Origin of the sequence: Acuticoccus sediminis (assembly GCF_003258595.1) — a bacterium.
Classification (GTDB): domain Bacteria; phylum Pseudomonadota; class Alphaproteobacteria; order Rhizobiales; family Amorphaceae; genus Acuticoccus; species Acuticoccus sediminis.
In genome coordinates this window covers 380,018-400,477 of sequence record NZ_QHHQ01000003.1, presented here as the reverse complement: position 1 = coordinate 400,477, position 20,460 = coordinate 380,018, and the positions used below count along the sequence as shown (strand labels likewise).

Below are 20,460 nucleotides of genomic sequence, written 5' to 3'. Positions count from 1 at the left end.
ACATGTCCGTCGCGCCATTCTACCTGCGCCCTCCGAGGGTGGGCTTCGCCCAGCGCATCGCGCTCTTCGGTGGGTCATTCAATCCTCCGCACGGGGGGCACCGCGCCGTGGCCGACGCCGCGCTGCGCCGCCTCGGCGTCGATCGGGTCTGGTGGATGGTGACGCCCGGCAACCCGCTGAAGTCCACCAAGGAGCTGCTGCCGCTCGCGGAGCGCATCCGGCTGACCGAGGCGATCGCCGATCACCCCCGCATGACGGTCACGGCGTTCGAGGCGGCCGCCGGGATCCGCTACTCCGCCGACGCGATCCTTTATCTGAAACGGCGCTTTCCGGCCGTTCGCTTCATCTGGCTCATGGGGGCGGACAACCTCGCCACGCTTCACCGCTGGCAGGAATGGAAGCTCATCATGCGTTCCGTCCCGGTGGCCGTCGTCGACCGGCCGGGCGCCTCCCTGGCCGCAATATCGTCCACCGCGGCGAGAGCGTTCGCGTCGGCCCGGCGCCCCGAATCCCAGGCCGGCGCGCTCGCCCGCGCGACGCCCCCGGCGTGGGTGTTCCTGCATGCCCCGCTCAATTCCGCATCCTCCACTGCGCTGAGGGCCCTCGGTCGCTGACCAGCTGTCGAGCCGTGCGCTGCTCCGCGGCCTCACGGGACTATCCGAACAGGTCGAGTTGCGGCGAGTGCGCGCCGGGTGATCGGAAAAGATCTGTCCGAAGCCGGATCGTCCCGATGGCCATGCCGTGCCGCTTCGCCGCCAGCGCGAACCGCTCGGCGATCGCCTTCGCGAACGGACCCTCGCCGCGCTGGCGCAGCCCCCAGGTCGCGTCGTAGTCCTTTCCGCCACGCATGGCCTGCATGATGGACATCACCCGCCTGGCCCGATCCGGGAAATAGCGGGCGAGCCAGTCACGGACGACCTCCTTCACCTCGTTGGGGAGACGCAGGAGCACGAAGTTCACGTGCGTCGCCCCGCGTTTCGCAACCTCCTCTATGATCGCCTCGATTTCGTGATCGTTGATCGACGGGACGATCGGCGCGACGAGCGCGGCGACCGGCACCCCCGCCTTAGCGAGGGCCTCGATTGCGGCGAGCCTCTTTTGCGGATGGGCCGCGCGTGGCTCCATCGTCCGCGCGAGCTCCGGATTGAGCGTCGTCACCGACAGGCCGACCTTCGTGAGGTTGTGCGCGGCCATCTCGGACAGAATGTCGATATCCCGTACGACGAGGTCGGACTTCGTCACGATCCCGACCGGGTGCCGCGTCTCCGACAGAACCTCCAGGATTTCACGGGTGATCCGGCGCGTCCGCTCGATCGGCTGATAGGGGTCGGTGTTCGTGCCGATCGCGATCGACCGGCAGCGATAGGAGGGTGACGACAGCTCCTTGCGAAGCAAGGCGGCCGCGCCGGGCTTCGCGTACAGCCGTGTCTCGAAATCCAGCCCGGGGGAGAGGCCCAGGTAGGCGTGGGTCGGGCGCGCGAAACAGTAGACACAGCCGTGCTCGCACCCGCGGTAGGCATTGATCGATCGGTCGAACCCGATGTCGGGCGAGGCGTTCCGCGTGATGATCGTCTTCGCGGTTTCGTCGGTTACCGTCGTGCGGGGACGTGCGGCCTCGCCCTGTTCCCACCCGTCGTCGACGGCTTCGCGAACCTCGGCCTCGAAGCGGGGATGCGGATTGATCGCCGTTCCACGGCTTCGCTTGGGCATGCGTTGCCCGTCGGCCTGCTTTCGTGGAACATAAAGCGTCTCAGACATGAACATCGCCCTTCTGCGGAACAGAAGGTAGCGCGTTCCCGGAACCTCATCAATCGCAATTTGTTCTTGATACGGTCTTGTTGTTCGACTAGCGTTCCGACAGCCGCGGCATGATCTCGACGAAATTGCAGGGGCGGAAGCGGATGTCGAACTGGTCTTTGAGGATCTTGTCCCACGCGTCCCGGCAGGCACCCGGCGACCCTGGGAGAACGAAGACGAATGTCGTCCCGATCAGGCCCGCAGTGCAACGGGACTGGACGGTCGACGTGCCGATGACGTCATACGAGAGGCGGTGGAATACGGCGGAGAAGCCGTCCATCCTCTTGTCGAACAGAGGCTCGATGGCCTCCGGTGTCACGTCCCGTCCCGTGAACCCGGTGCCACCCGAGGTGATGACGGCGTCGACCTCGGAGTTCGCAACGGCAGCCTCGACGGCTGCGCGAATGGCCGAGCGGTCGTCCTTGACGATGGTCCGGGTGACGAGGCGGTGGCCGGCCTCGCCGATGCGGCTCGCGAGCAGATCGCCGGATTTGTCGGTCGACGCGTCGCGCGTGTCGGACACGATGATGACCGCAAAGCCCGCCGGCTCGAAGGGGATGCTATCGTCGATCTTCGGCATGAATGGTTCCGGAAGGTCGTTCGTGTGTTGCTGGCGTCATCCACTGGGCTTAATCCAAGGGCGACGGAGGGCCCATGACCGACGAACCGACTGCCGGCGAAGACGCAGCACTCGCCTACCACAAGCTCAATCCCCCTGGAAAGCTCGAGATCCGCGCGACGAAACCGCTGTCGACGCAGCGCGATCTGTCGCTTGCCTATTCGCCCGGCGTCGCGGTGCCGTGCCTGCGGATCGCCAAGGACCCGCTGACGGCATTCGACTATACGGCCCGCGGCAACGTCGTCGCCGTGGTCACCAACGGCACGGCGGTCCTCGGACTCGGGGCGATCGGCGCACTCGCCTCGAAGCCGGTCATGGAGGGCAAGGCCGTCCTCTTCAAGAAGTTCGCCAACATCGACGGCATCGACATCGAGGTCGACGAGACCAACATCGACAAGTTCGTCGAGGTCGTGGCGGCGCTGGAGCCGACCTTCGGCGGGATCAACCTCGAGGACATTCGGGGCCCGGACTGCTTCGAGATCGAGGAGAAGCTGAAGGCCCGGATGGGCATCCCCGTCTTCCACGACGACCAGCACGGGACGGCGATCATCGTCTCGGCCGCCATCCGCAACGGCCTCCTCATCCAGGAGAAGTCCCTCTCGGATGTGAAGATCGTGACGGCCGGGGCGGGCGCTGCGGCGCTCTCATGCCTCAATCTTCTCCTCGAGCTCGGCGCGAGACTCGAGAACATCATCGTGACCGACATCGACGGCGTCGTCTACGAGGGGCGCGACACGGGGATGGACCCGTGGAAGGCGAAGTTCGCGCGCGCCACCACGATGCGCACGCTCGACGATGCGATCGACGGTGCGGACATCTTCCTCGGCCTCTCGGCCGCAGGGGTCCTCAAGCCGCAGATGGTGTCGAAGATGGCGCCGAACCCGATGGTGCTGGCGCTCGCCAACCCCAATCCGGAGATCATGCCGGAGGTCGTCGCCGAGGTGCGGCCCGACGCGCTTATGTGCACCGGGCGCTCCGACTATCCGAACCAGGTCAACAACGTCCTCTGCTTCCCGTACCTCTTCCGCGGCGCCCTCGACGCCGGCGCGACAGGGATCGACGAGTCGATGAAGAAGGCCGCGGTGGAGGCGATCGCCGGCCTCGCGCGCGAGCGGCCCAGCGAGGAGGTCGCCCGCGCCTACGGCGGCACGGTCAAGACGTTCGGCCCGGACTATCTGATCCCGGCGCCGTTCGATCCGCGGCTGATCCTGCGGATCGCACCTGCTGTGGCACGCGCCGCGGAGAAGGCCGGGCTGGCGCGGCGCCCCATCGCGGACATGGAGGCGTACGTCGACCAGCTGAACCGCTTCGTGTTCCGGTCCGGCTCGATCATGAAGCCGATCTTCGCGAAGGCCGCCGGTTCGCAGTGCCGCGTCGTCTACGCGGAGGGCGAGGACGAGCGCGTGCTGCGTGCCGCCGAGATCGCGCTGGAGGAGGGGTTGTGCTCGCCCATCCTCATCGGCCGGCGCCGCGTGGTGGAGCATCGCGCGAAGCGGGCGGGACTCAAGCGGGTCCCCGACGCGGTGGAGGTGATCGATCCGGAGGACGATCCCCGCTACCGTGAATACGTCGACACCTATTTCGGGCTGGTCGGCCGCCGCGGCATCTCGCCGGAGGCGGCGCGGACGGTGGTGCGCACCAACGCGACCGTGATCGCCGCGCTGGCGGTCAGGCGCGGGGAGGCGGACGCCATGCTCTGCGGCGTTGAGAGCCCGTTCGCGACGCACGTCAAGGCGGTACGGGACGTGATCGGCACTGCGGAGGGGGTCAGCGAGCTCGCCGCGATGTCGCTGCTGCTGGGGGACCGGTCGACGCTCTTCCTTCTCGACACGCAGGTATGTGTCGAACCGTCGCCGGACCAGATCGCCGAGATGACCGTCCTTGCGGCCGACCAGATCTCGGCATTCGGCATCACGCCCCGCGTCGCGCTGCTGTCGGCCTCGCGCTTCGGCTCGCGCGACACCGAGTCCGCGCGGCGGATGCGCAGCGCCCTGCACCGGCTGAACTCGATCGCTCCCGGCCTGATGGTGGACGGCGAGATGACCGGCGAGGACGCGCTCAACGAGGTCGTGCGCCAGCGCGCGATGCCGAACAGCACGCTGGATGGCGAGGCGAACCTGCTGGTCTTTCCGAACATCGATTCCGCCCACATCTCGATGACGCTGCTGAAGGAGGTCACGAACGCCCTCCATGTCGGGCCGATGATGCTGGGGACGGCGCTGCCGGCGCATATCGTCACCCAGTCGGCGACGGCGCGCGGTGTGCTCAACATGACGGCCGTCGCGGTCGTCGACGCGCAGAGCCGCGGCCGGGTCGGCAAGCCGGGCGACGCCTGAGTCACGGAAGCGCGAAGCACGAATCTCGCCGCCGGTTCTCTTCCCTCGGAGATCGGCGGCGAGGTGCCCGCGAAATCCGGGCGGAGTGGGAACCGGACGACGGTCGCCATCGCCCACACTGGACATACGGGTTGCGCGGACCGATATCATTGCGGTGGCGACGGACGGGTTGCGACGCTGATCCCGGCGGCGGGCCGGCCGTTCCATGGGGCGTGGACGGCTGGTTGAATTGCGGCGCACGGGCGGGTTCCCGCTTGCACCGCATGGCCGAAACCATTAACCCGACCACATCGCGCCTGTAGCTCAGCTGGTAGAGCATCCGACTTTTAATCGGCAGGTCCCGGGTTCGAGTCCCGGCGGGCGTACCATCCAAACTTCCATGCAATTGAAATTTAAGGTGTTTCTCCGCCTGTGCGCCCAACCTTTTTGGATGGTTGGGCAAGGTTTGTTGCCGCTTTGACCTTCTCCCACCCACTATCGGACAGCCGTTGGCGGTCCGCCTCTCGAGTGTAGGTCGATGCGGTTCTGGTTCCGCGATGGGCAAGGAAAGACGCTACTTCGTTCTCCGTCGCCCCGCTCTCGGCCCACTGCCGGGCCCCGGCCTTCCGGAGGCCATGGAGGCTCCCCTTCTGGTCTTCTGCGGGCCGCCTCAGTCGCTCAACCTCGGCCCGCAGAGCGTCCGCCTCGGCGCGGAGAGCCTCGTTCTCGGACTGGAGCATGATCGAGCGCAGTGCCTGCTGCCCGAGCATGAACGCGATGCGATCGTTGATGATCTTCTGGAGTTGTTCCACGAGATCTCCTTGCCTTTTGCGACCAATGATGTGCCCGCTGAGCCCATCGATTTCACGCCTTTAATGAGGGTTATTCAGAGCGATGATGAATCAGGAAAACATAGAGGAGCTGCTCGTGCGTATTCAGGCGCACCTGCAATACGCTGAGGACCAAAATCTGAATAAGGATCATGTGAATATCGCTTGGTCTGGCTATATCGCATCACTTTTCGAGTGGGGATATATAGATGGCGCCTCATTCGCCAGCCTATCCAAGTTACTACCCCCGCTGGAGAACAACCCGGTGTACTGGATTTCTATCGGCGTTCCCGACAGTTATTATCCTGAGGAATACCGACACGGTGAGGACATGCCCGACGAATAATCCGGTTTCATACTTTGGATCACAAGACGGCCCGGTCTGCCAACGGATTGTCGTCAGGGAACACGCGCTTCGGCGGTGCCGATCTCCGTCACGGTGATGTCGTTCACGGTGGCACGCGTCGCCGCTTCGGCCTCGGCCCGCTCCTCCAGAAGAGCGCTCGCCTTCCAGCCATTGATGACGCCGAGCATCGCCAGGCCGCACGCTTCCGCGGGCGTGCGCGGGCTGCCATCCTCGGCGGTTCCGTAGAAACGCCGCATCAATCGCCGGGGTCGAGCGCATCATCGGCGCCAGCTTCAGGCGCGACCAGCGCTTGCCGTTGTCCTCGGTCGGGTGGACGAACAGGAAGTCGCACGGGTCCATGTCCATCGAGTCGAGCGTGAAAATCGTCCCGACCACCGTCCCGCCGAGCTGGGCGCTCTTCACCCAGGTCACCGTGCGGCACGGGTCCTCCGGGGAGAGCGCCTCGAAGATGCCGGCAAAGAACGGGAAGAGCTCGGGATTGTACCGGCCGACGAAGGGCGATTCGCGGTCTGAGGACGTCAGGTTCTCGATCGCCCATGCCTCATAGTCGATCGGCGGCGGCGGTGCGATGACGTTCGCCGCCATGTGCAGGCGGGTCCGGTTTCCCGATCTCCGTAGGGAAATCGTCATGGGCCGATCGTACTTCCGGCTCAGCAAGGCGTAGTTCGAGAGCCTCGCGCCGCTGTTGCCGCGCGGCACGAGAGGCGGGCCCAGGGTCGATGACCGCCGAGTGAGCAGGGGCATCATCCATGTCCTGAAGCCGGGCCGCCGCTGGAAGGTTGCGCCCGAGGACCACGGAACTCACAGGGCATTCCGCAACCGCTTGTTGGCCGAAAAGGGTGTCTGGATCGATGTCTTCCGTGCCCTCCCTGCAGCGGGTGGGCCACCCACTGCGATCCTGCACCACACATCCGCGGTGAAGGCGCACCGTTGTGCGGCCGATGGCCGAGGGGGGGAACGCGACGAGGCCATCGGGCAGTCGTGTGGCAGGCGCACGACGAAGGTCCTGACTGACGGACTCGGCAGACCGGTCGCCTTTCCGCCTTCAGGCAGCCAGATGGCGGGCTGCAGAGCCTCCGAGGTCCTCCTCCGGATCATGCCGGACTGTCGGGTCGTCCACGCTGATAAGGCCTGCGGCACCGACCCTGTCGGCCGGGCGGTCTAGTCCTGCCTCGCCCTTCCCAACACCTCGCCGAAGTCCAATCGGCGCTGGAAGAGCTGCTTCTCGCCCTGCCACTAGCGCGACCGCAACGCCATCGAACGCATGGTCGGACGCCTCAGGGACTTCCACGGCATCGCAACTCGCTACGACCGACCGGCGACCACCTTCCTCGCCGCCGTCCGCCTCGCAGCCATCGTCCGCTACTGAATATATGTCCCGACGCAGGCACCACCGGGTCACTCCGGCGGAGCCAGGCCTCGGATCGGAGCTTCACGGCCACACGAGATACCGCTCTCATCCACACGTCCTGAGGTGCACTGCTCCCCGGGTCCGACGAGCAGAGATGCGGTTCATGCTGAACAATTGGGGCAGAGCCGACCTCCGCGGGGATTGGCCCATCGAGGGCGGATCAGCCTGCACTCGCCCGGCCACCAGCGCCGGTCGCATCGCAGGCGGCGACCGGACATCGGGCATCGGACAGTCGTTTCGGATCGGTCGGACTGGAGCTTGCGAACGGGCTTCCCGCGCCAGACCGCCGGCACAGGGCGGAAATCATGCATCCCTCAGCAATCCCTTATCGGTCGGCGAGCCGGCACCGGGTGGACATCTCGGACCGGACAATCCTCCCACAAGGGTCGGAACGCAGGCCCTTGGCATTCCTCCCGCACCGGCCGCAGTGCAGGCACCGGACGAGCGCCCGACGCGGGTGGTCAGAGGCCGAGGTCGGAGAGGCCGGGGTGGTCCTGCGGGCGGACGCCGAGGGGCCAGCGGAACAGGCGCTCGTCCTCTGTGATCGAGAGGTCGTTGATCGAGGCGCGGCGCACGGCCATCAGGCCGTCGGGGGCGAATTCCCAGTTCTCGTTACCGTAGGCACGGAACCACCGGCCGTTGCCGTCGTGGGCCTCGTAGGCGAAGCGAACGGCGATGCGCGCGCCAGTGAAGGCCCACAGCTCCTTGATGAGCCGGTAGTCGTGCTCGGCCTGCCACTTGCGGGTCAGGAACGCCTCCACCTCGTCCCGGCCGACCAGGAATTCCGAGCGGTTCCGCCAGTTCGAGTCGGAAGTGTACGCGGCCGCGACGCAGGCCGGGTCGCGGCTGTTCCAGGCGTCCTCGGCGGCGCGTACCTTGATGGCGGCGGTCTCTGCGGTGAAGGGGGGGAAGGGCGGGCGGCTCATGGCGGGCTCCTGGTGCGGGACGCGGGTGAACTGATCTGTTTCGTTTGGTCGGTCATAAATGCACTAATCGGTATCGTTTGGGGAGGGGGGCCGATGCGCTCCCTCGTTCAATTCCGACAGGCCTTTGGACAGGCTCCGATTTCCTGAGTGGATTTGTCGCTTTCATCGCCCGGCGATGGGTTTAGACTAGGTACCGGTCAGTGCAGTGTCTGGAGGCGCAATGCGCCCGCAAAAGCGCGACGAGCTCGTCAGGGAGTCGCTCAAGATCTTCTACCGCGAGGGCTTCCACGCCACGGGGATGGATCGCCTCGCCGCCGAGACCGGCATCTCCAAGACGACGATGTTCCGCCACTTCCGCACCAAGGAGGACCTCATCCTCGCGGTGCTGCGCCTCAGGGACGAGGAATTCCGCAACTGGCTGTTCCGGCGCATGGAGCAGGCCGGACGGCCGAGGGCCCAGCTCCTCGCCATGTTCGACGCGCTGGGAGAGTGGTTCGCGAGCCCCGGCTTCAGCTCGTGCATGTTCATCAAGGCCGCGTCGGAGTACCCGAGCCGTTCGCACCCGATCCATGCCCAGTCGGCGGAGCACAAGCGCCTGCTCTTCCAGCGCGTGGAGCGGATCGCCAAGGCGGCGGGGGCGCCCGACCCGGCGGGGCTCGCCCGTGGCCTCCTCCTCCTGAAGGAGGGAGCGATCGTCACTGCGCACATCGGCCACGAGAAGGACCCGGCCGCCGACGCCAGGCGGATCGCAGAACGCCTGATGGCGGACGTCCCGGCGTAGGGCCGCGCTCAGCTCGCCCCCCCGACGTCGGCAAGGCGGGCGCGCAGGGCAGCGTTCTCGCTCTCCAGCGCGGCGATGCGCTCGAGGACCGAGCCCATCGCCTGCTCGACCTGCGGCTGGGTGAAGCGGGGCGTGATGTGCTGCGCGCAGTTCCAGTCGAACGCCTCCAGACGCAGGCGGAAGATCCGCTCCACCTTCGCCCGGTACCCCTCGTCCAGAACCGCGGTGGTGAGGGCCGGGTCGTCGTCCAGCGCCAGCGCCTCGACGCGGGCGTAGATCTTGAGCCGCCCCTGACGCGGGTAGTCCATCAGGAACAGGCAGACCCGGTCGTCGGCATTGACGTTGCCGAGGCTGATGTACTGTCGGTTGCCACGGTAGTCGGCGAAGGCGAGCGTGCGGTCGTCGATCACCTTCAGGAATCCCGGCGGGCCGCCACGGTGCTGGACATAGGGCCAGCCGTTTTCCGAGACGCTGGCCATGTAGAAGCTGTCGCGCTCGGCGATGAAGGCGGCTTCGTTCTGCGAGAAACGGTCGTAGGCGCGGTGGCCCTTGAAGTCCTCCCACAGGTGGTCCGCGCCCATCGACTTTTGCGCGGCGCGGACGCTGGGCGTCAGTGCGATATCGAGAAATCCGTAGGGCATGGTCGTACGCCTTCAGATGGAGGAAACCCCGCCGTTCGATGGAACGGCGGGTCGGACGGCTTGGCAATGCCGGGACGGGCGGGTGCGCGAAGGACACCGCCCGGGCCCGATCAGGCGGCTTCGGACGCCCGCACGACCGGGAAGTCGATGTCCGTCCTGGCGACTTCGTTGAGGTAGTTCGTGAAGGTGTTCTCGGCGACCAGCGCGACGATCTCCACGATCTGGGCTTCGCTGTAGCCGGCGAGCTTCACTGCCGCGATGTCCGCCTCGCCGACGTGTCCGCGCTCGGCAGCCACTTTCGCGGCGAAGCGCACGGCGACGTCGGCCTGCACGTCGCCCGACCGGCCGCTCCGGTTCAGCGCGACCTCGTCGGGGGAGAGCTTGGCGAGGTTGGTGGCGAGGTAGGTGTGGGCGGACAGGCAGTAGTCGCAGCCGTTCACCTGCGCCACCGCGAGGGCGATCCGTTCGCGCGTCTTGACGTCGAGCGCCTTGCTCAGCGCGCCGTTGAGCCCGGTGAGCGCCTGCAGCGCGGCGGGGCTCTGGGCGGCGAGGCGGAAGAGGTTGGGAACGACGCCGAGCTGCCCTTTCACCGCCTCGAGGATCGGCTTCGAGGCGGCGGGGGCGTCGTCGACGGACGGAATGGAAAGTCGGGACATGGGCTGTTCCTTGCTGCTGTCCGGCCGGTGCGGCTCGGTTGACGGCAAGATGATGCGTTTCACCCCACAGGATAATCGGCTAATTTCGAGAGAGACTATCTCACGGAATGAGAGGCGGGATGGATCGGTTCGAGGCGATGTCGATCCTGATGCAGGTGGTCGAGAAGGGTGGCTTCACGGCGGCGGCGAAGGCGTCCGGGATGCCGCTGGCCTCGGTCAGCCGCAAGGTCGCCGAGCTGGAGAAGCACCTCGGCACGCGTCTCCTGCTGCGCTCCACCCGCAGCGTGGTCCTCACGCAAGCCGGGGTGGCGTACGTCGCCGCCGCCCGGCGCATCCTTGAGGAGGTGGAGGAGGCGGAGCGGGCGGCGTCCGGCGAATACACGACGCCGCGCGGCGAGCTCGTGGTCACCGCGCCGGTGCTCTTCGGCCGCCTGCACGTGCTGCCGGTCGTCACGGACTTCCTGGCGGCCTACGCCGACATCAGCGTGCGCCTCCTGCTGTCGGACCAGAACCTCCACCTCATCGAGGAGCACGTGGACGTCGGCGTGCGGATCGGCGCGCTGCCGGACAGCGGCCTCATCGCGACCCGGGTCGGGACGATGCGCATGGTCGTCTGCGCGGCGCCGGACGTGATCGACCGGTACGGCACGCCGGGCGAGCCGCCTGACCTCGCCGGGATCCCGATCGTGAACTTCGAACGGTTGTCGCCGTCGGCGACGTGGACCTTCCATCGCGCCGACCGGGCGGACATGGTCAGCGTCCCGGTCATGCCGCGGCTGACGGTGACGACGGCCGAGGCGGCGGTCGAGGCGGCCGCGCGCGGTGCCGGTGCGACGCGGGTCTTCCTCTACCAGGCGGCGGAGGAGGTGCGGCGGCAGCGGCTCCGGATCCTGCTGCCGGACTTCGAGCCGCCGGCTGTGCCGGTGCATCTCATCCATGCCGGCGACCGTGACCTTCCGCTCAAGACGCGCACCTTCCTCGACTTCGCGGCGGAACGTCTGCGGGAGGGGCTGCGCGAACTCGCCACGCTCACGTAACGGTCCGCCCGTCGAACGCCGTGCTGCGATTCGAGGCGCCCAGGCGGCAGCCGTGGGAGCCTGTATCGATCCGGCGAAGCACGCATGGGTTGCGTCGCCTTGCACGTAATGGGATGGGTGGGTTGTCCTCGGGTTCGGGGAAGGGTCGTTTCGTGGCACGAGACCATGAAACACGGAATTTCTGTGGCGGTTTGACTAGATTTCGCGCGGGGCTGCCGCACATTCGCGCACGACATCGGCGGCGATATGTTGTTATTTCTATTCTAGCGAGGGTACACCTGCGAAGATTATAGCGGGCGTCGACGCGGCCATGACTTGAGACCCGCGTCTGCGGCGGTCGATCGGAAAGATCACCACTGGGACTGCTCGCATGCGAGGCGACTCCACGCGCCCGGACAGAGCGCGCGTCGAGTAGCGTGACGGAGTCTCCGCTATGGTGATCGGCGTGACAGGAACGACGACGGCATCGCCCGAAAGGGTAGTCGGCGGACTCTCCCAGGCCGCGAGTAAAACGTCCACGCACGTCTCGCGGGATATCTCGATCTACGGTCTCTACGAAATCTCGAAGCTGCTCGGGGCGCCGCTGCCGCTGGAGACGATCCTGGAGAGCGTCGCCAAGGTCCTCTCCTCCTTCATGCAGATGCGCGACAGCGTCCTCGTGATCCTCAACGCCGAAGGGGACGCCGAGCTCGTCGCCACGACGCGCGGGGCGGGGCGCACCCACGGCAAGCCGCTGGAGGTGGTGCCGCAGGCGGTGGTCGACCGCATCGTTGCGACGGCGACGCCGCTGGTGGTGCAGGACATGGCCGCCGAACCGGCGATGTTCGGTCCGATGGCGCCTCCCGGCACACCCGGCTACGACCGCGTCTCGTTCATCGGCGTGCCGATCAAGACCGGCGGCGTGGTCGTCGGAACACTGTCCATCGACCGCGTCTGGGACGGGGCGACGAGCTTCCGTTTCGACGAGGACGTCCGCTTCCTGACGATGGTGGCGAACCTTGTCGGGCAGACGGTCCGGCTTCACCGCCTCCTGTCCGCCGACCGGCAGCGCCTCATCGACGAGCGGCGCACCTACGAGAAGGCACTCGAGACGGCGATGGCCGACAAGATCGCGCCGCCCAAGGCGATCGAGGTGAGCGGCATCGTCGGCGAGAGCCCCGCGATCCGCCGTGTTATGGACACGGTCGCGGTGGTGGCGAAGTCCAACACGACGGTGCTGCTCCGGGGCGAGAGCGGTACCGGCAAGGAGGTCTTCGCCCGCGCGATCCACGACCTTTCGGCGCGCAAGGGCAAGCCGTTCGTCAAGGTGAACTGCGCGGCGCTGTCCGAGACGGTGCTCGAATCGGAACTCTTCGGCCATGAGAAGGGCGCCTTCACCGGCGCGCAGCAGCAGCGCTTCGGCCGCTTCGAGGCGGCCCACACCGGAACGCTCCTGCTCGACGAGATCGGCGAGATTTCCGCCAGCTTCCAGGCCAAGCTGCTCCGCGTCCTGCAGGAGGGCGAGTTCGAGCGCGTCGGCGGGACGAAGACCATCAAGATCGACGTGCGCCTCATCTGCGCCACCAACAAGAACCTCGAGGACGCGGTCGCGAAGGGGACCTTTCGGACCGACCTCTACTACCGCATCAACGTCGTGCCGATCTTCCTGCCGCCGCTGCGGGAACGGCCGGGCGACGTGCGGCGGCTGGCGAACTCGTTCCTCGACCGGTTCAACAAGGAGAACCGGCGCGAGATGCAGTTCTCGGACTCGGCGATGCAGATCCTGGAACACTGCAGCTTCCCGGGAAACGTGCGCGAGCTCGAGAACTGCGTGATGCGCACCGCCACGCTGGCGCCCGGCGGCACCATCGCGAGCGGGGACTTCGCCTGCTCGCACGGCGACTGCCTGTCCACCCTCCTGTGGTCGAGCGGGCCGCCGTCCGGCCCGCTGCCGATCGTGGCGCGGCCGCCGGTCACGCCGGGCTCGGTCGCGGCGCGTGCCCCGGTGCCCGCCGACACCGCGCCCGACGTGTCCGCTGACGGCGAACTCGTCGTGCTCGGCCCGTCGAGCTGCGGGCATGCGCAGGACGGGAACTGCCCGGCGACCGGCGGATCGCGCCTGACCGAGAAGCAGCGGCTGATCGATGCGATGGAAAAGTCCGGCTGGGTCCAGGCGAAGGCCGCGCGCCTTCTGGGAATTACCCCGCGCCAGATCGGTTACGCGCTGCGCAAGTACGACATTGAATTGAAGCGTTTCTGACGCTTCCCGAGCTCTCTCCGCGTAAACTCGGAAACGCCCGATGATCGATGGGGATCATCGGGCGTCTTTTTTTGTCAGGAGGCGATGGGCAGCGGCGAGCCGGCGATCTGGTCCTCGAGATCACGAACCATGGCGCGGAGATCGCCGGGGGCGATGGGCCGCTTGGTTCGGGCGGCCTGCCGTATGATGCGGGCGCGCAGGGTCGGGAGCAGCGCGTCCGGCACCGCCTCGCCGAGCGCGTGGGCGAGCGCGGCCGCACCTGAGTGCTTGCCGATGACGATCGCGTGTCCGCGCCCGACGAGCGCGGGGTCGAGGGCCTGGTATGTCTCCGGCTCCTTCAGGATCGCCGAGACGTGGATGCCGGATTCGTGGGTGAAGACGTCCCGGCCGACGATCGCCTTGCCCTCGGGCACCGGGCGTCCACTGGCGCGCGCCACCACCTCGGCGAGGCGGGGGAGCCGGGCGAGGTCGATGCCGGTCTCACCCTGGCTGAGCCGGTCGAGGGCGACGGCGAGCTCCTCCAGCGGAGCGTTGCCGGCACGTTCGCCGAGGCCGAGCACGGTGACGGAGACGTGCGTCGCCCCGGCGCGGACCGCCGCCAGCGAGTTGGCGGTGGCGAGACCCAGATCGTCGTGACCGTGGAATTCGATGGCGATCGGCGCGGCCCGGCAGACCGTGCCGACCAGATCGGCCGTGGAAAAGGGGTCGAGGACGCCCACCGTGTCGGCGAGGCGCAGGCGGAAGGCGCCGAGCGCCGCTGCCGTCTCGGCGACGCGCACGATGTGCTCGGGGTCTGAGCGGGAAGCGTCCTCGCCGCCGATCGCGACATCCATCCCCATGTCGAGCGCGCGCGGGACGACGCGCTTGATCCGGGCGAGGGCCTCCTCGCGGTCGATGCCGAGCTTGGTCGCCAGCAGCCGGTCGGAGAGCGGAATGGAGAGGTTCACCGCCCGAACGCCGGCCCGGGCGGCGAGCGCCAGGTCCTTCTCCGACAGGCGGCACCAGGCGAGGGTGCGGACCTGGGGGACCGACCGGGCGATGGTGGCGATCGCGGACACCTCGTCCGGACCCATCGCGGGCGTTCCGGCCTCGATCTCCGGGACGCCGGCGGCGGCCAGGGCCTCGGCGATCGCGATCCTCTCGGCGAGGGTGAACGCGACACCGGGGGCCTGCTCGCCGTCGCGCAACGTGGTGTCGTTGAGGTGGATGCGGGGCGTCATTGCTGGCTGTCCCGGCGGCGCAGGCGCACCACCACGTCCACCCGCTCGATGACGTAGCCGTCCGGCGGTTGCGGCACGACGGGTGCATCGAGAGCACCGTCCGGAACGTCGTAGATCGCCCCGTCCTCTTCGTTGAAGAAGTGGAAGTGGTCGGAGACGTTGGTGTCGAAGTAGGCGCGCGACGGATCCACCACGACGCTGCGTACCAGCCCGGCGTCGCAGAAGAGGCGCAGCGAGTTGTAGATCGTCGCGAGCGAGACGGGCATGCGGGCCGACAGGGCTTCGTGGTGCAGCTCCTCGGCGGTGAAGTGCCGGTGGGGGCCGCCGAAGAGCAGGCACGCGAGGCCCATGCGTTGCCGTGTCGCCTTGAGGCCCGCCGCCGTCAGAAGATCCCGGACCGCGGACTGGCGTGCGGACGGGTCGGTCGGTGTCTTGGTGTAGAATGCCAACATGAAGGCCTCCTGGGCGAGAGCGGCGGGGGCGGGTCAGATCAGTCCGAGTTCGAGGCAGGCCTCTTCGGACATGCGGCTGGAGTCCCAGGGCGGGTCGAAGACGAGCCGCACGACGGTGGCGTCGATGCCGGGGACATCGTTGACGGCCTTCTGCACCCATTCGACGAGCTGCCCGGCGACGGGGCAGGACGGCGCGGTCAGCGTCATGGCGATGGTGGCGACGGCGTTCTCGTCGACGGTCGCCTCGTAGATGAGGCCGAGGTCGTAGATGTTCACCGGGATTTCGGGATCGACCACGGTGCGGAGCGCTGCGACCATCTGGTCTTCGACGGCAGACGGCGCCGAGATCTTCGGGACATAACCGTAGGTCATGGACGATACTTCGGACAGGCTCATGACGAATCTCCGTCGGTGAGGGGCGGTCAGGCGAAAAACGTCTTGGCTTTGGCGAGGCCCTCGGCGAGGGCGTCGACCTCCTCGTGGGTGTTGTAGAGAGCGAAGGACGCGCGCAGCGACGCGGGGACGCCGAAGCGGTCCATCAGCGGCTGAGCGCAATGGCTGCCCGCCCGCACCGCGATGCCGTAGCGATCGAGGACGGCGGACATGTCGCTGGCATGGATGCCGTCGACGACGAAGGAGACGAGCGCGCCCTTGCCGGGCGCCTTGCCCATGATCGAGAGGCCGGGGATCGCCTCCAGCGCCTCCGTGGCATGCTCCAGCAGCGCGTGCTCGTGCGCGGCGACCTCGGCCATGTCGAGACGGCCCAGCCAGTCGAGCGCGACACCGAGACCGATCGCCGGGACGATCGGCGGCGTGCCGGCCTCGAAGCGGTGCGGCGGCGCGCCGTAGGTGACCCAGTCCTTCGTCACGGTGTCGATCATCTCGCCGCCGCCCTGGTAGGGGCGCATCGCCGCGAGGTGTTCCATCCGGCCATAGAGGAAGCCGATGCCGGACGGGCCGTAGAGCTTGTGGCCGGTGCCGACGTAGAAGTCGCAGCCGAGCGCCTGGACGTCGACGCGCTGGTGCACCGAGCCCTGACAGCCGTCGATCAGGACCACCGCGCCTGCCGCGTGGGCGAGGCGGACGATCTCGGCGACCGGGGTCACGGTGCCGAGGACGTTCGACATGTGCGTGATGGCGACGATCTTCGTTCGCGGTGTGAGGAGGCGGGCGAAGGCGTCGAGGTCGAAGCTCCCGTCGGCCGTGACGGGCACCCACTTCAGGACCGCTCCGTTCCGCTCGCGCAGGAAGTGCCAGGGGACGATGTTGGAATGGTGCTCCATTTCGGACACCACGATCTCGTCGCCGTCGCCGATGGTCTCGGCGAGTCCGGAGGCGACCAGGTTGATCGCCTCCGTGCCGCCCTTGGTGAAGACGACCTCGTCGAGGGTCGGCGCATTGATGAACGCGCGGACCCGCTCGCGGGCCTGCTCGAAGAGGAGCGTCGATTCGGTCGATAGCGCGTGCACGCCCCGGTGAACGTTGGCGTAGGTCTCGCTGTAGGCGTTCGTCAGCGCATCGAGCACGGCGGCCGGTTTCTGCGCCGAGGCCGCGTTGTCGAGGTAGACGAGCGGCTTGCCGTGGACCTTTCGGGACAGGATCGGGAACTGGCGGCGGATCGCCTCGACGTCGAACGCGGAGGCGGCGAGGGGGGCGGGCTTAGGCATGGCTCACCTCTCCGGCGTGCGTCTGCATCCATTCAAGGGCCGCGGACGTCGCGAGATCGCGCAGCGCCGGGTCGGGGATCGCCTCCAGCGCCTCGTTGACGAACGCCTCCACCAGGAGCGCGCGGGCCTCGGCCCCGGTCAGCCCACGGGTGCGCAGGAAGAACAGTGCGTCCTCAGAGAGGGCACCGGTGGCCGCACCGTGACTGCACTTCACGTCGTCGGCGTAGATCTCGAGTTCGGGCTTGGTGGCGATGAAGGCACGCGGCGACAGGAGCAGCGCGCGGCTCATCTGGTAGGCATCGGTCTTCTGGGCGCCGGGCCTCACCTTGATCGCGCCCTGGTAGGCCGCGTTCGCCTTGCCGCCGAGGACGGCCCGGAAGGACTGCCGGCTCGTCGTGCTGGGTGCGGCGTGGGTCAGGACGGCGGTCACGTCCACGTGCCGCGCGCCGCCCGTCAGCAGCGCGCCGTCGAGGGCGACGTGTGCGGTCTCGCCGGTGAGGGCGACCAGTGCCTCGGCGCGGCAGAAGTCTCCGCCCTCTGACAGCGTGAAGGCCTCGTAGGCGGCGCCGGCGCCCACCTCGCCGAAGAGCGCCGTGGAGAGGCGCGCGGCAGCGCCGAGGCGGTCGATGCGCAGGTGCGCGAGGCGGGCGCCCTCGGCGAGGCGGAACTCGGTGACGACCGTCGCGAGTCCGGGGTTGCCCCGGTGCGTCTCCGTGACGGTGAAGGACGCCCCCGCCTCGACAACGACGACGAGGCGGAGGTGGCGCTGCTCGCCGTCCGTCCAGTCGAAGTCGAGGTGAAGGGGGGGCGCGATGGCACCCGCCGGGACGGTCAGGACGAGCCCTTCATCGGCCCTGGCGGCGTTGAGGGCGGCGACCGGATGGCCCGACTGCTCGGCCGCGTTGATGCGGCCGACGAGGGGCGCCGCAGGCGAGGTGGCTTCAGCCATCGCGTCGCTGAGGAGGGCGGCTCCAGCGGGGAGGGCGCCCCGGACCGTCCCGTCGCGCACGGTGAGGACGGCTGAGCCCTCGAGGGCGAGCGGCTCGGTGGCGGGCTCCGCCTCGGGCGCCTTGCGCTGCAGCGTGGTGTAGAGGTCCGAGTACCGGAAGGACTCGACGCGCCGGTGCGGGATGCCGAGGCGCTGGAACGTCTCACGGCCGGAGGCGCGGAAGGCCGCGGCCCAGCCGCCGCCGTCAATGGGCGCGGCGCCGAGGAGGCTCTGGGTCGTGACGAACTCACCCATCACGCCGCCTCGGCGATGACGGTGTCGTAGCCGTAGTCCTCGAGGCGTCTGGCGAGCGTCTTGTCGCCGGACATGACGATCCTGCCGTCGGCGAAGATGTGGACGACGTCCGGCTCGATGTAGTCGAGGAGGCGCTGGTAGTGGGTGATCACGAGGAAGGAGCGGTCAGGCGCGCGCAGCGCGTTGACTCCCTCGGAGACGAGGCGCAGCGCGTCGATGTCGAGGCCGGAGTCCGTCTCGTCGAGGATCGCGAGCTTGGGCTCCAGCAGGGTCATCTGGAGCACTTCGTTGCGCTTGCGCTCGCCGCCGGAGAAGCCGGTGTTGAGGGTACGCTTCAGCATGTCCTCGGTGACATTGAGCGCGCGGGCGACCTCGCGCACGCGGCGAAGGAACGAGACGGTGTCGTATTCGTCCTGACCGCGCCGCCGGCGCATGCCGTTCACGCTCGTCTTGAGAAAATTCATGGTCGAAACGCCCGGGATCTCGATGGGCGACTGGAAGGCGAGGAAGACGCCCTTCTCGGCACGCTCGTCCGGGGCGAGACCGGTGATCTCCTCCCCGTCGAGGAGGATGCGGCCGCCGGTCACGTCGTACCCTTCGCGGCCGGCGATGGTGTAGGAGGTGGTGGACTTGCCGGCGCCGTTGGGTCCCATGATCGCATGCACCTGTCCGGCGGGGACGGTGAGATCGAGGCCCTTGAGGATGGGCTTGTCTTCGACCGATACGAAAAGATTCTCGATGGTAAGCATTAGCCGACGCTCCCTTCCAGGCTGATGCCGACGAGCTTCTGGGCCTCCACCGCGAACTCCATGGGGAGCGTTTGGAGGACCTCCTTGCAGAAGCCGTTGACGATGAGGGCGACCGCCTCTTCCGGGTCGATGCCGCGGGTGAGGCAGTAGAACATCTGGTCGTCGGAGATCTTCGAGGTCGTGGCCTCATGCTCGACGACGGCGGAGAGATTCCCGGATTCGATGTACGGCACGGTATGCGCGCCGCACTGGTCGCCGAGGAGCAGCGAGTCGCACTGGGTGAAGTTGCGCGCGCCGTCCGCCTTGGGGTGAAACTTGACGAGTCCGCGGTAGGTGTTCTGCGCGCGGCCGGCGGAGATGCCCTTCGAGACGATCCGGCTCCTGGTGTTCTTGCCGAGGTGGATCATCTTCGTGCCGGTGTCGGCCTGCTGGGCGTTGTTGGCGATGGCGATCGAGTAGAACTCGCCCTGGCTGCCCTCGCCGCGCAGGATGCAGGAGGGATACTTCCATGTGATCGCCGAGCCGGTCTCGACCTGGGTCCAGAACACCTTGGCGTTCCGGCCCCGGCAGTCCGCGCGCTTGGTGACGAAGTTGTAGATGCCGCCGCGGCCGTTCTCGTCCCCGGGGTACCAGTTCTGGACGGTCGAATACTTGATCTCGGCGTCCTCGAGCGCGACGAGCTCGACCACGGCCGCGTGGAGCTGGTTCTCGTCGCGCTGCGGGGCCGTGCAGCCCTCGAGGTAGGACACGTACGCGCCCTTGTCGGCGATGATCAGCGTGCGCTCGAACTGGCCCGTGTTCATCGCGTTGATGCGGAAGTAGGTCGACAGCTCCATCGGGCAGCGCACGCCCTCGGGGATGTAGACGAACGACCCGTCGGAGAAGACGGCGCTGTTGAGCGTGGCATAGAAGTTGTCGGTCGTTGGAACGACACTGCCCAGATACTTGCGCACCAGCTCAGGGTGCTGCCGGACCGCCTCGGAGATCGGGCAGAAGATGATCCCCTTTTCCTCGAGCGCGGCGCGGAAGGTGGTGGCGACGGAGACCGAGTCGAAGACGGCGTCGACCGCCACCCCGGCGAGCATCTTCTGCTCGGAGAGGGGGATGCCAAGCTTCTCGTAGGTCTTCAGAAGCTCGGGGTCGACCTCGTCGAGGCTCCTGGGCGCGTCGGTATCCGATTTGGGGGCGGCGTAGTAGTAGAGGTTCTGGAAGTCGACGGGCGTGTAGTCGAGCTTGCCCCACTGCGGCTCGGTCATGGTCAGCCAGCGGCGATAGGCGTCGAGGCGCCATTCCAGCATCCATTCCGGCTCGCTCTTCTTCGCGGAGATAAAGCGGATGACCTCCTCGGAGAGCCCGCGGGGGGCGAACTCGCTCTCGATGTCGGTGACGAAGCCGTATTTGTACTTGGCACTGGTCGCGTCTTCGAGGGCATCCATGTGTTCGCTCATGTCAGACTCCCGACGTTGTTGAATACTCGACGTGCCGGACCATCGACGCCCGACGTCCGGCA

The 20,460-nt window shown here is 67.7% G+C and carries 19 protein-coding genes, 1 tRNA gene and 1 pseudogene; 8 read left to right on the top strand and 13 right to left on the bottom strand.

The genetic code is table 11. From position 1 onward, the window contains the following. Positions 1 to 2: 2 nt before the first annotated feature. Positions 3 to 614 (top strand): nicotinate-nucleotide adenylyltransferase, encoded by a 612-nt coding sequence (locus tag DLJ53_RS16145; protein WP_111347158.1) that lies wholly within the window; start codon positions 3 to 5, stop codon positions 612 to 614. A gap of 40 nt (positions 615 to 654) precedes the next feature. On the opposite strand, the gene DLJ53_RS16140 is transcribed toward DLJ53_RS16145, so the two are convergent. Next, complete coding sequence (locus DLJ53_RS16140) at positions 655 to 1,764, bottom strand: PA0069 family radical SAM protein (protein WP_111347156.1); 1,110 nt, start codon at positions 1,762 to 1,764, stop codon at positions 655 to 657. An 82-nt stretch (positions 1,765 to 1,846) separates the two neighbouring features. After that, positions 1,847 to 2,377 carry a molybdenum cofactor biosynthesis protein B gene (gene moaB, locus DLJ53_RS16135; protein WP_111347155.1) on the bottom strand — a complete coding sequence of 177 codons (531 nt, stop codon included), beginning with the start codon at positions 2,375 to 2,377 and terminating at the stop codon, positions 1,847 to 1,849. 74 nt (positions 2,378 to 2,451) lie between these two features. On the opposite strand from moaB, the gene DLJ53_RS16130 reads away from it, so the two are divergent. The 3 genes from DLJ53_RS16130 to DLJ53_RS35220 all read left to right on the top strand — a co-directional run bounded on the left by DLJ53_RS16130 (position 2,452) and on the right by DLJ53_RS35220 (position 5,690). Then, positions 2,452 to 4,752 carry an NADP-dependent malic enzyme gene (locus tag DLJ53_RS16130; RefSeq protein ID WP_111347153.1) on the top strand — a complete coding sequence of 767 codons (2,301 nt, stop codon included), beginning with the start codon at positions 2,452 to 2,454 and terminating at the stop codon, positions 4,750 to 4,752. A gap of 292 nt (positions 4,753 to 5,044) precedes the next feature. After that, a tRNA-Lys gene (locus tag DLJ53_RS16125) sits at positions 5,045 to 5,120 on the top strand. Positions 5,121 to 5,366: 246 nt separating this feature from the next. Further along, positions 5,367 to 5,690 (top strand): hypothetical protein, encoded by a 324-nt coding sequence (locus DLJ53_RS35220; protein ID WP_162409265.1) that lies wholly within the window; start codon positions 5,367 to 5,369, stop codon positions 5,688 to 5,690. Between the two features lie 112 nt (positions 5,691 to 5,802). Here the strand turns inward: DLJ53_RS35220 and DLJ53_RS16115 are convergent, their stop codons facing one another. Then, on the bottom strand, positions 5,803 to 6,672 hold the full coding sequence (locus DLJ53_RS16115; RefSeq protein WP_244935085.1) for a phage terminase large subunit family protein: 870 nt from the start codon (positions 6,670 to 6,672) through the stop codon (positions 5,803 to 5,805). Between DLJ53_RS16115 and DLJ53_RS16110 the strand changes: the two are divergent. Continuing rightward, positions 6,611 to 7,297: pseudogene (locus DLJ53_RS16110) on the top strand (IS5 family transposase). The gene DLJ53_RS16115 and the pseudogene DLJ53_RS16110 overlap by 62 nt on opposite strands. A gap of 503 nt (positions 7,298 to 7,800) precedes the next feature. On the opposite strand, the gene DLJ53_RS16105 reads toward DLJ53_RS16110, so the two are convergent. After that, positions 7,801 to 8,265, bottom strand: coding sequence for a nuclear transport factor 2 family protein (locus tag DLJ53_RS16105; RefSeq protein ID WP_111347148.1), 465 nt, complete (start codon positions 8,263 to 8,265; stop codon positions 7,801 to 7,803). A 220-nt stretch (positions 8,266 to 8,485) separates the two neighbouring features. On the opposite strand from DLJ53_RS16105, the gene DLJ53_RS16100 reads away from it, so the two are divergent. After that, positions 8,486 to 9,046 (top strand): TetR/AcrR family transcriptional regulator, encoded by a 561-nt coding sequence (locus tag DLJ53_RS16100; RefSeq protein WP_111347147.1) that lies wholly within the window; start codon positions 8,486 to 8,488, stop codon positions 9,044 to 9,046. 8 nt (positions 9,047 to 9,054) lie between these two features. Here the strand turns inward: DLJ53_RS16100 and DLJ53_RS16095 are convergent, their stop codons facing one another. Together DLJ53_RS16095 and DLJ53_RS16090 are read right to left on the bottom strand one after the other, a co-directional pair. Then, positions 9,055 to 9,687 carry a pyridoxamine 5'-phosphate oxidase family protein gene (locus tag DLJ53_RS16095; RefSeq protein ID WP_111347145.1) on the bottom strand — a complete coding sequence of 211 codons (633 nt, stop codon included), beginning with the start codon at positions 9,685 to 9,687 and terminating at the stop codon, positions 9,055 to 9,057. 110 nt (positions 9,688 to 9,797) lie between these two features. Beyond that, a complete protein-coding gene (locus DLJ53_RS16090) occupies positions 9,798 to 10,343 on the bottom strand; it encodes a carboxymuconolactone decarboxylase family protein (RefSeq protein WP_111347144.1) in 546 nt (181 codons plus the stop codon). A gap of 119 nt (positions 10,344 to 10,462) precedes the next feature. Between DLJ53_RS16090 and DLJ53_RS16085 the strand changes: the two genes are divergently transcribed. Together DLJ53_RS16085 and nifA are read left to right on the top strand one after the other, a co-directional pair. After that, positions 10,463 to 11,380, top strand: a complete 918-nt coding sequence (locus DLJ53_RS16085) for a LysR family transcriptional regulator (RefSeq protein ID WP_111347142.1) — start codon at positions 10,463 to 10,465, stop codon at positions 11,378 to 11,380. Positions 11,381 to 11,813: 433 nt separating this feature from the next. Continuing rightward, a complete protein-coding gene (gene nifA / locus DLJ53_RS16080; RefSeq protein ID WP_111347141.1) occupies positions 11,814 to 13,619 on the top strand; it encodes a nif-specific transcriptional activator NifA in 1,806 nt (601 codons plus the stop codon). A gap of 74 nt (positions 13,620 to 13,693) precedes the next feature. On the opposite strand, the gene nifV is transcribed toward nifA, so the two are convergent. Genes nifV through sufB form a run of 7 tightly spaced genes read right to left on the bottom strand, consistent with a single transcriptional unit; the run spans position 13,694 to position 20,398 of the window. Beyond that, entirely contained in the window at positions 13,694 to 14,839 is a 1,146-nt protein-coding gene (gene nifV, locus DLJ53_RS16075) for a homocitrate synthase (protein WP_111347139.1), read from the bottom strand. Beyond that, positions 14,836 to 15,291: an iron response transcriptional regulator IrrA gene (gene irrA, locus DLJ53_RS16070; RefSeq protein WP_111347138.1), complete on the bottom strand. Its 456-nt coding sequence runs from the start codon at positions 15,289 to 15,291 to the stop codon at positions 14,836 to 14,838. Before irrA ends, nifV begins: the two co-directional genes overlap by 4 nt. Positions 15,292 to 15,324: 33 nt before the next feature. Further along, the gene (locus tag DLJ53_RS16065) at positions 15,325 to 15,687 is read right to left on the bottom strand and encodes an iron-sulfur cluster assembly protein (RefSeq protein ID WP_226581590.1); all 363 of its coding nucleotides are present in this window, start codon (positions 15,685 to 15,687) and stop codon (positions 15,325 to 15,327) included. A 26-nt stretch (positions 15,688 to 15,713) separates the two neighbouring features. Beyond that, the gene (locus DLJ53_RS16060) at positions 15,714 to 16,958 is read right to left on the bottom strand and encodes a cysteine desulfurase (RefSeq protein ID WP_111347136.1); all 1,245 of its coding nucleotides are present in this window, start codon (positions 16,956 to 16,958) and stop codon (positions 15,714 to 15,716) included. Beyond that, positions 16,951 to 18,201 (bottom strand): Fe-S cluster assembly protein SufD, encoded by a 1,251-nt coding sequence (sufD, locus tag DLJ53_RS16055; protein ID WP_111347134.1) that lies wholly within the window; start codon positions 18,199 to 18,201, stop codon positions 16,951 to 16,953. Before sufD ends, DLJ53_RS16060 begins: the two co-directional genes overlap by 8 nt. Then, entirely contained in the window at positions 18,201 to 18,950 is a 750-nt protein-coding gene (gene sufC, locus DLJ53_RS16050) for a Fe-S cluster assembly ATPase SufC (protein WP_111346980.1), read from the bottom strand. The genes sufD and sufC overlap by 1 nt, the downstream gene beginning before the upstream one ends. Continuing rightward, positions 18,950 to 20,398, bottom strand: coding sequence for a Fe-S cluster assembly protein SufB (gene sufB / locus DLJ53_RS16045; protein WP_111346978.1), 1,449 nt, complete (start codon positions 20,396 to 20,398; stop codon positions 18,950 to 18,952). The genes sufC and sufB overlap by 1 nt, the downstream gene beginning before the upstream one ends. Between the last annotated feature and the right edge of the window lie 62 nt (positions 20,399 to 20,460).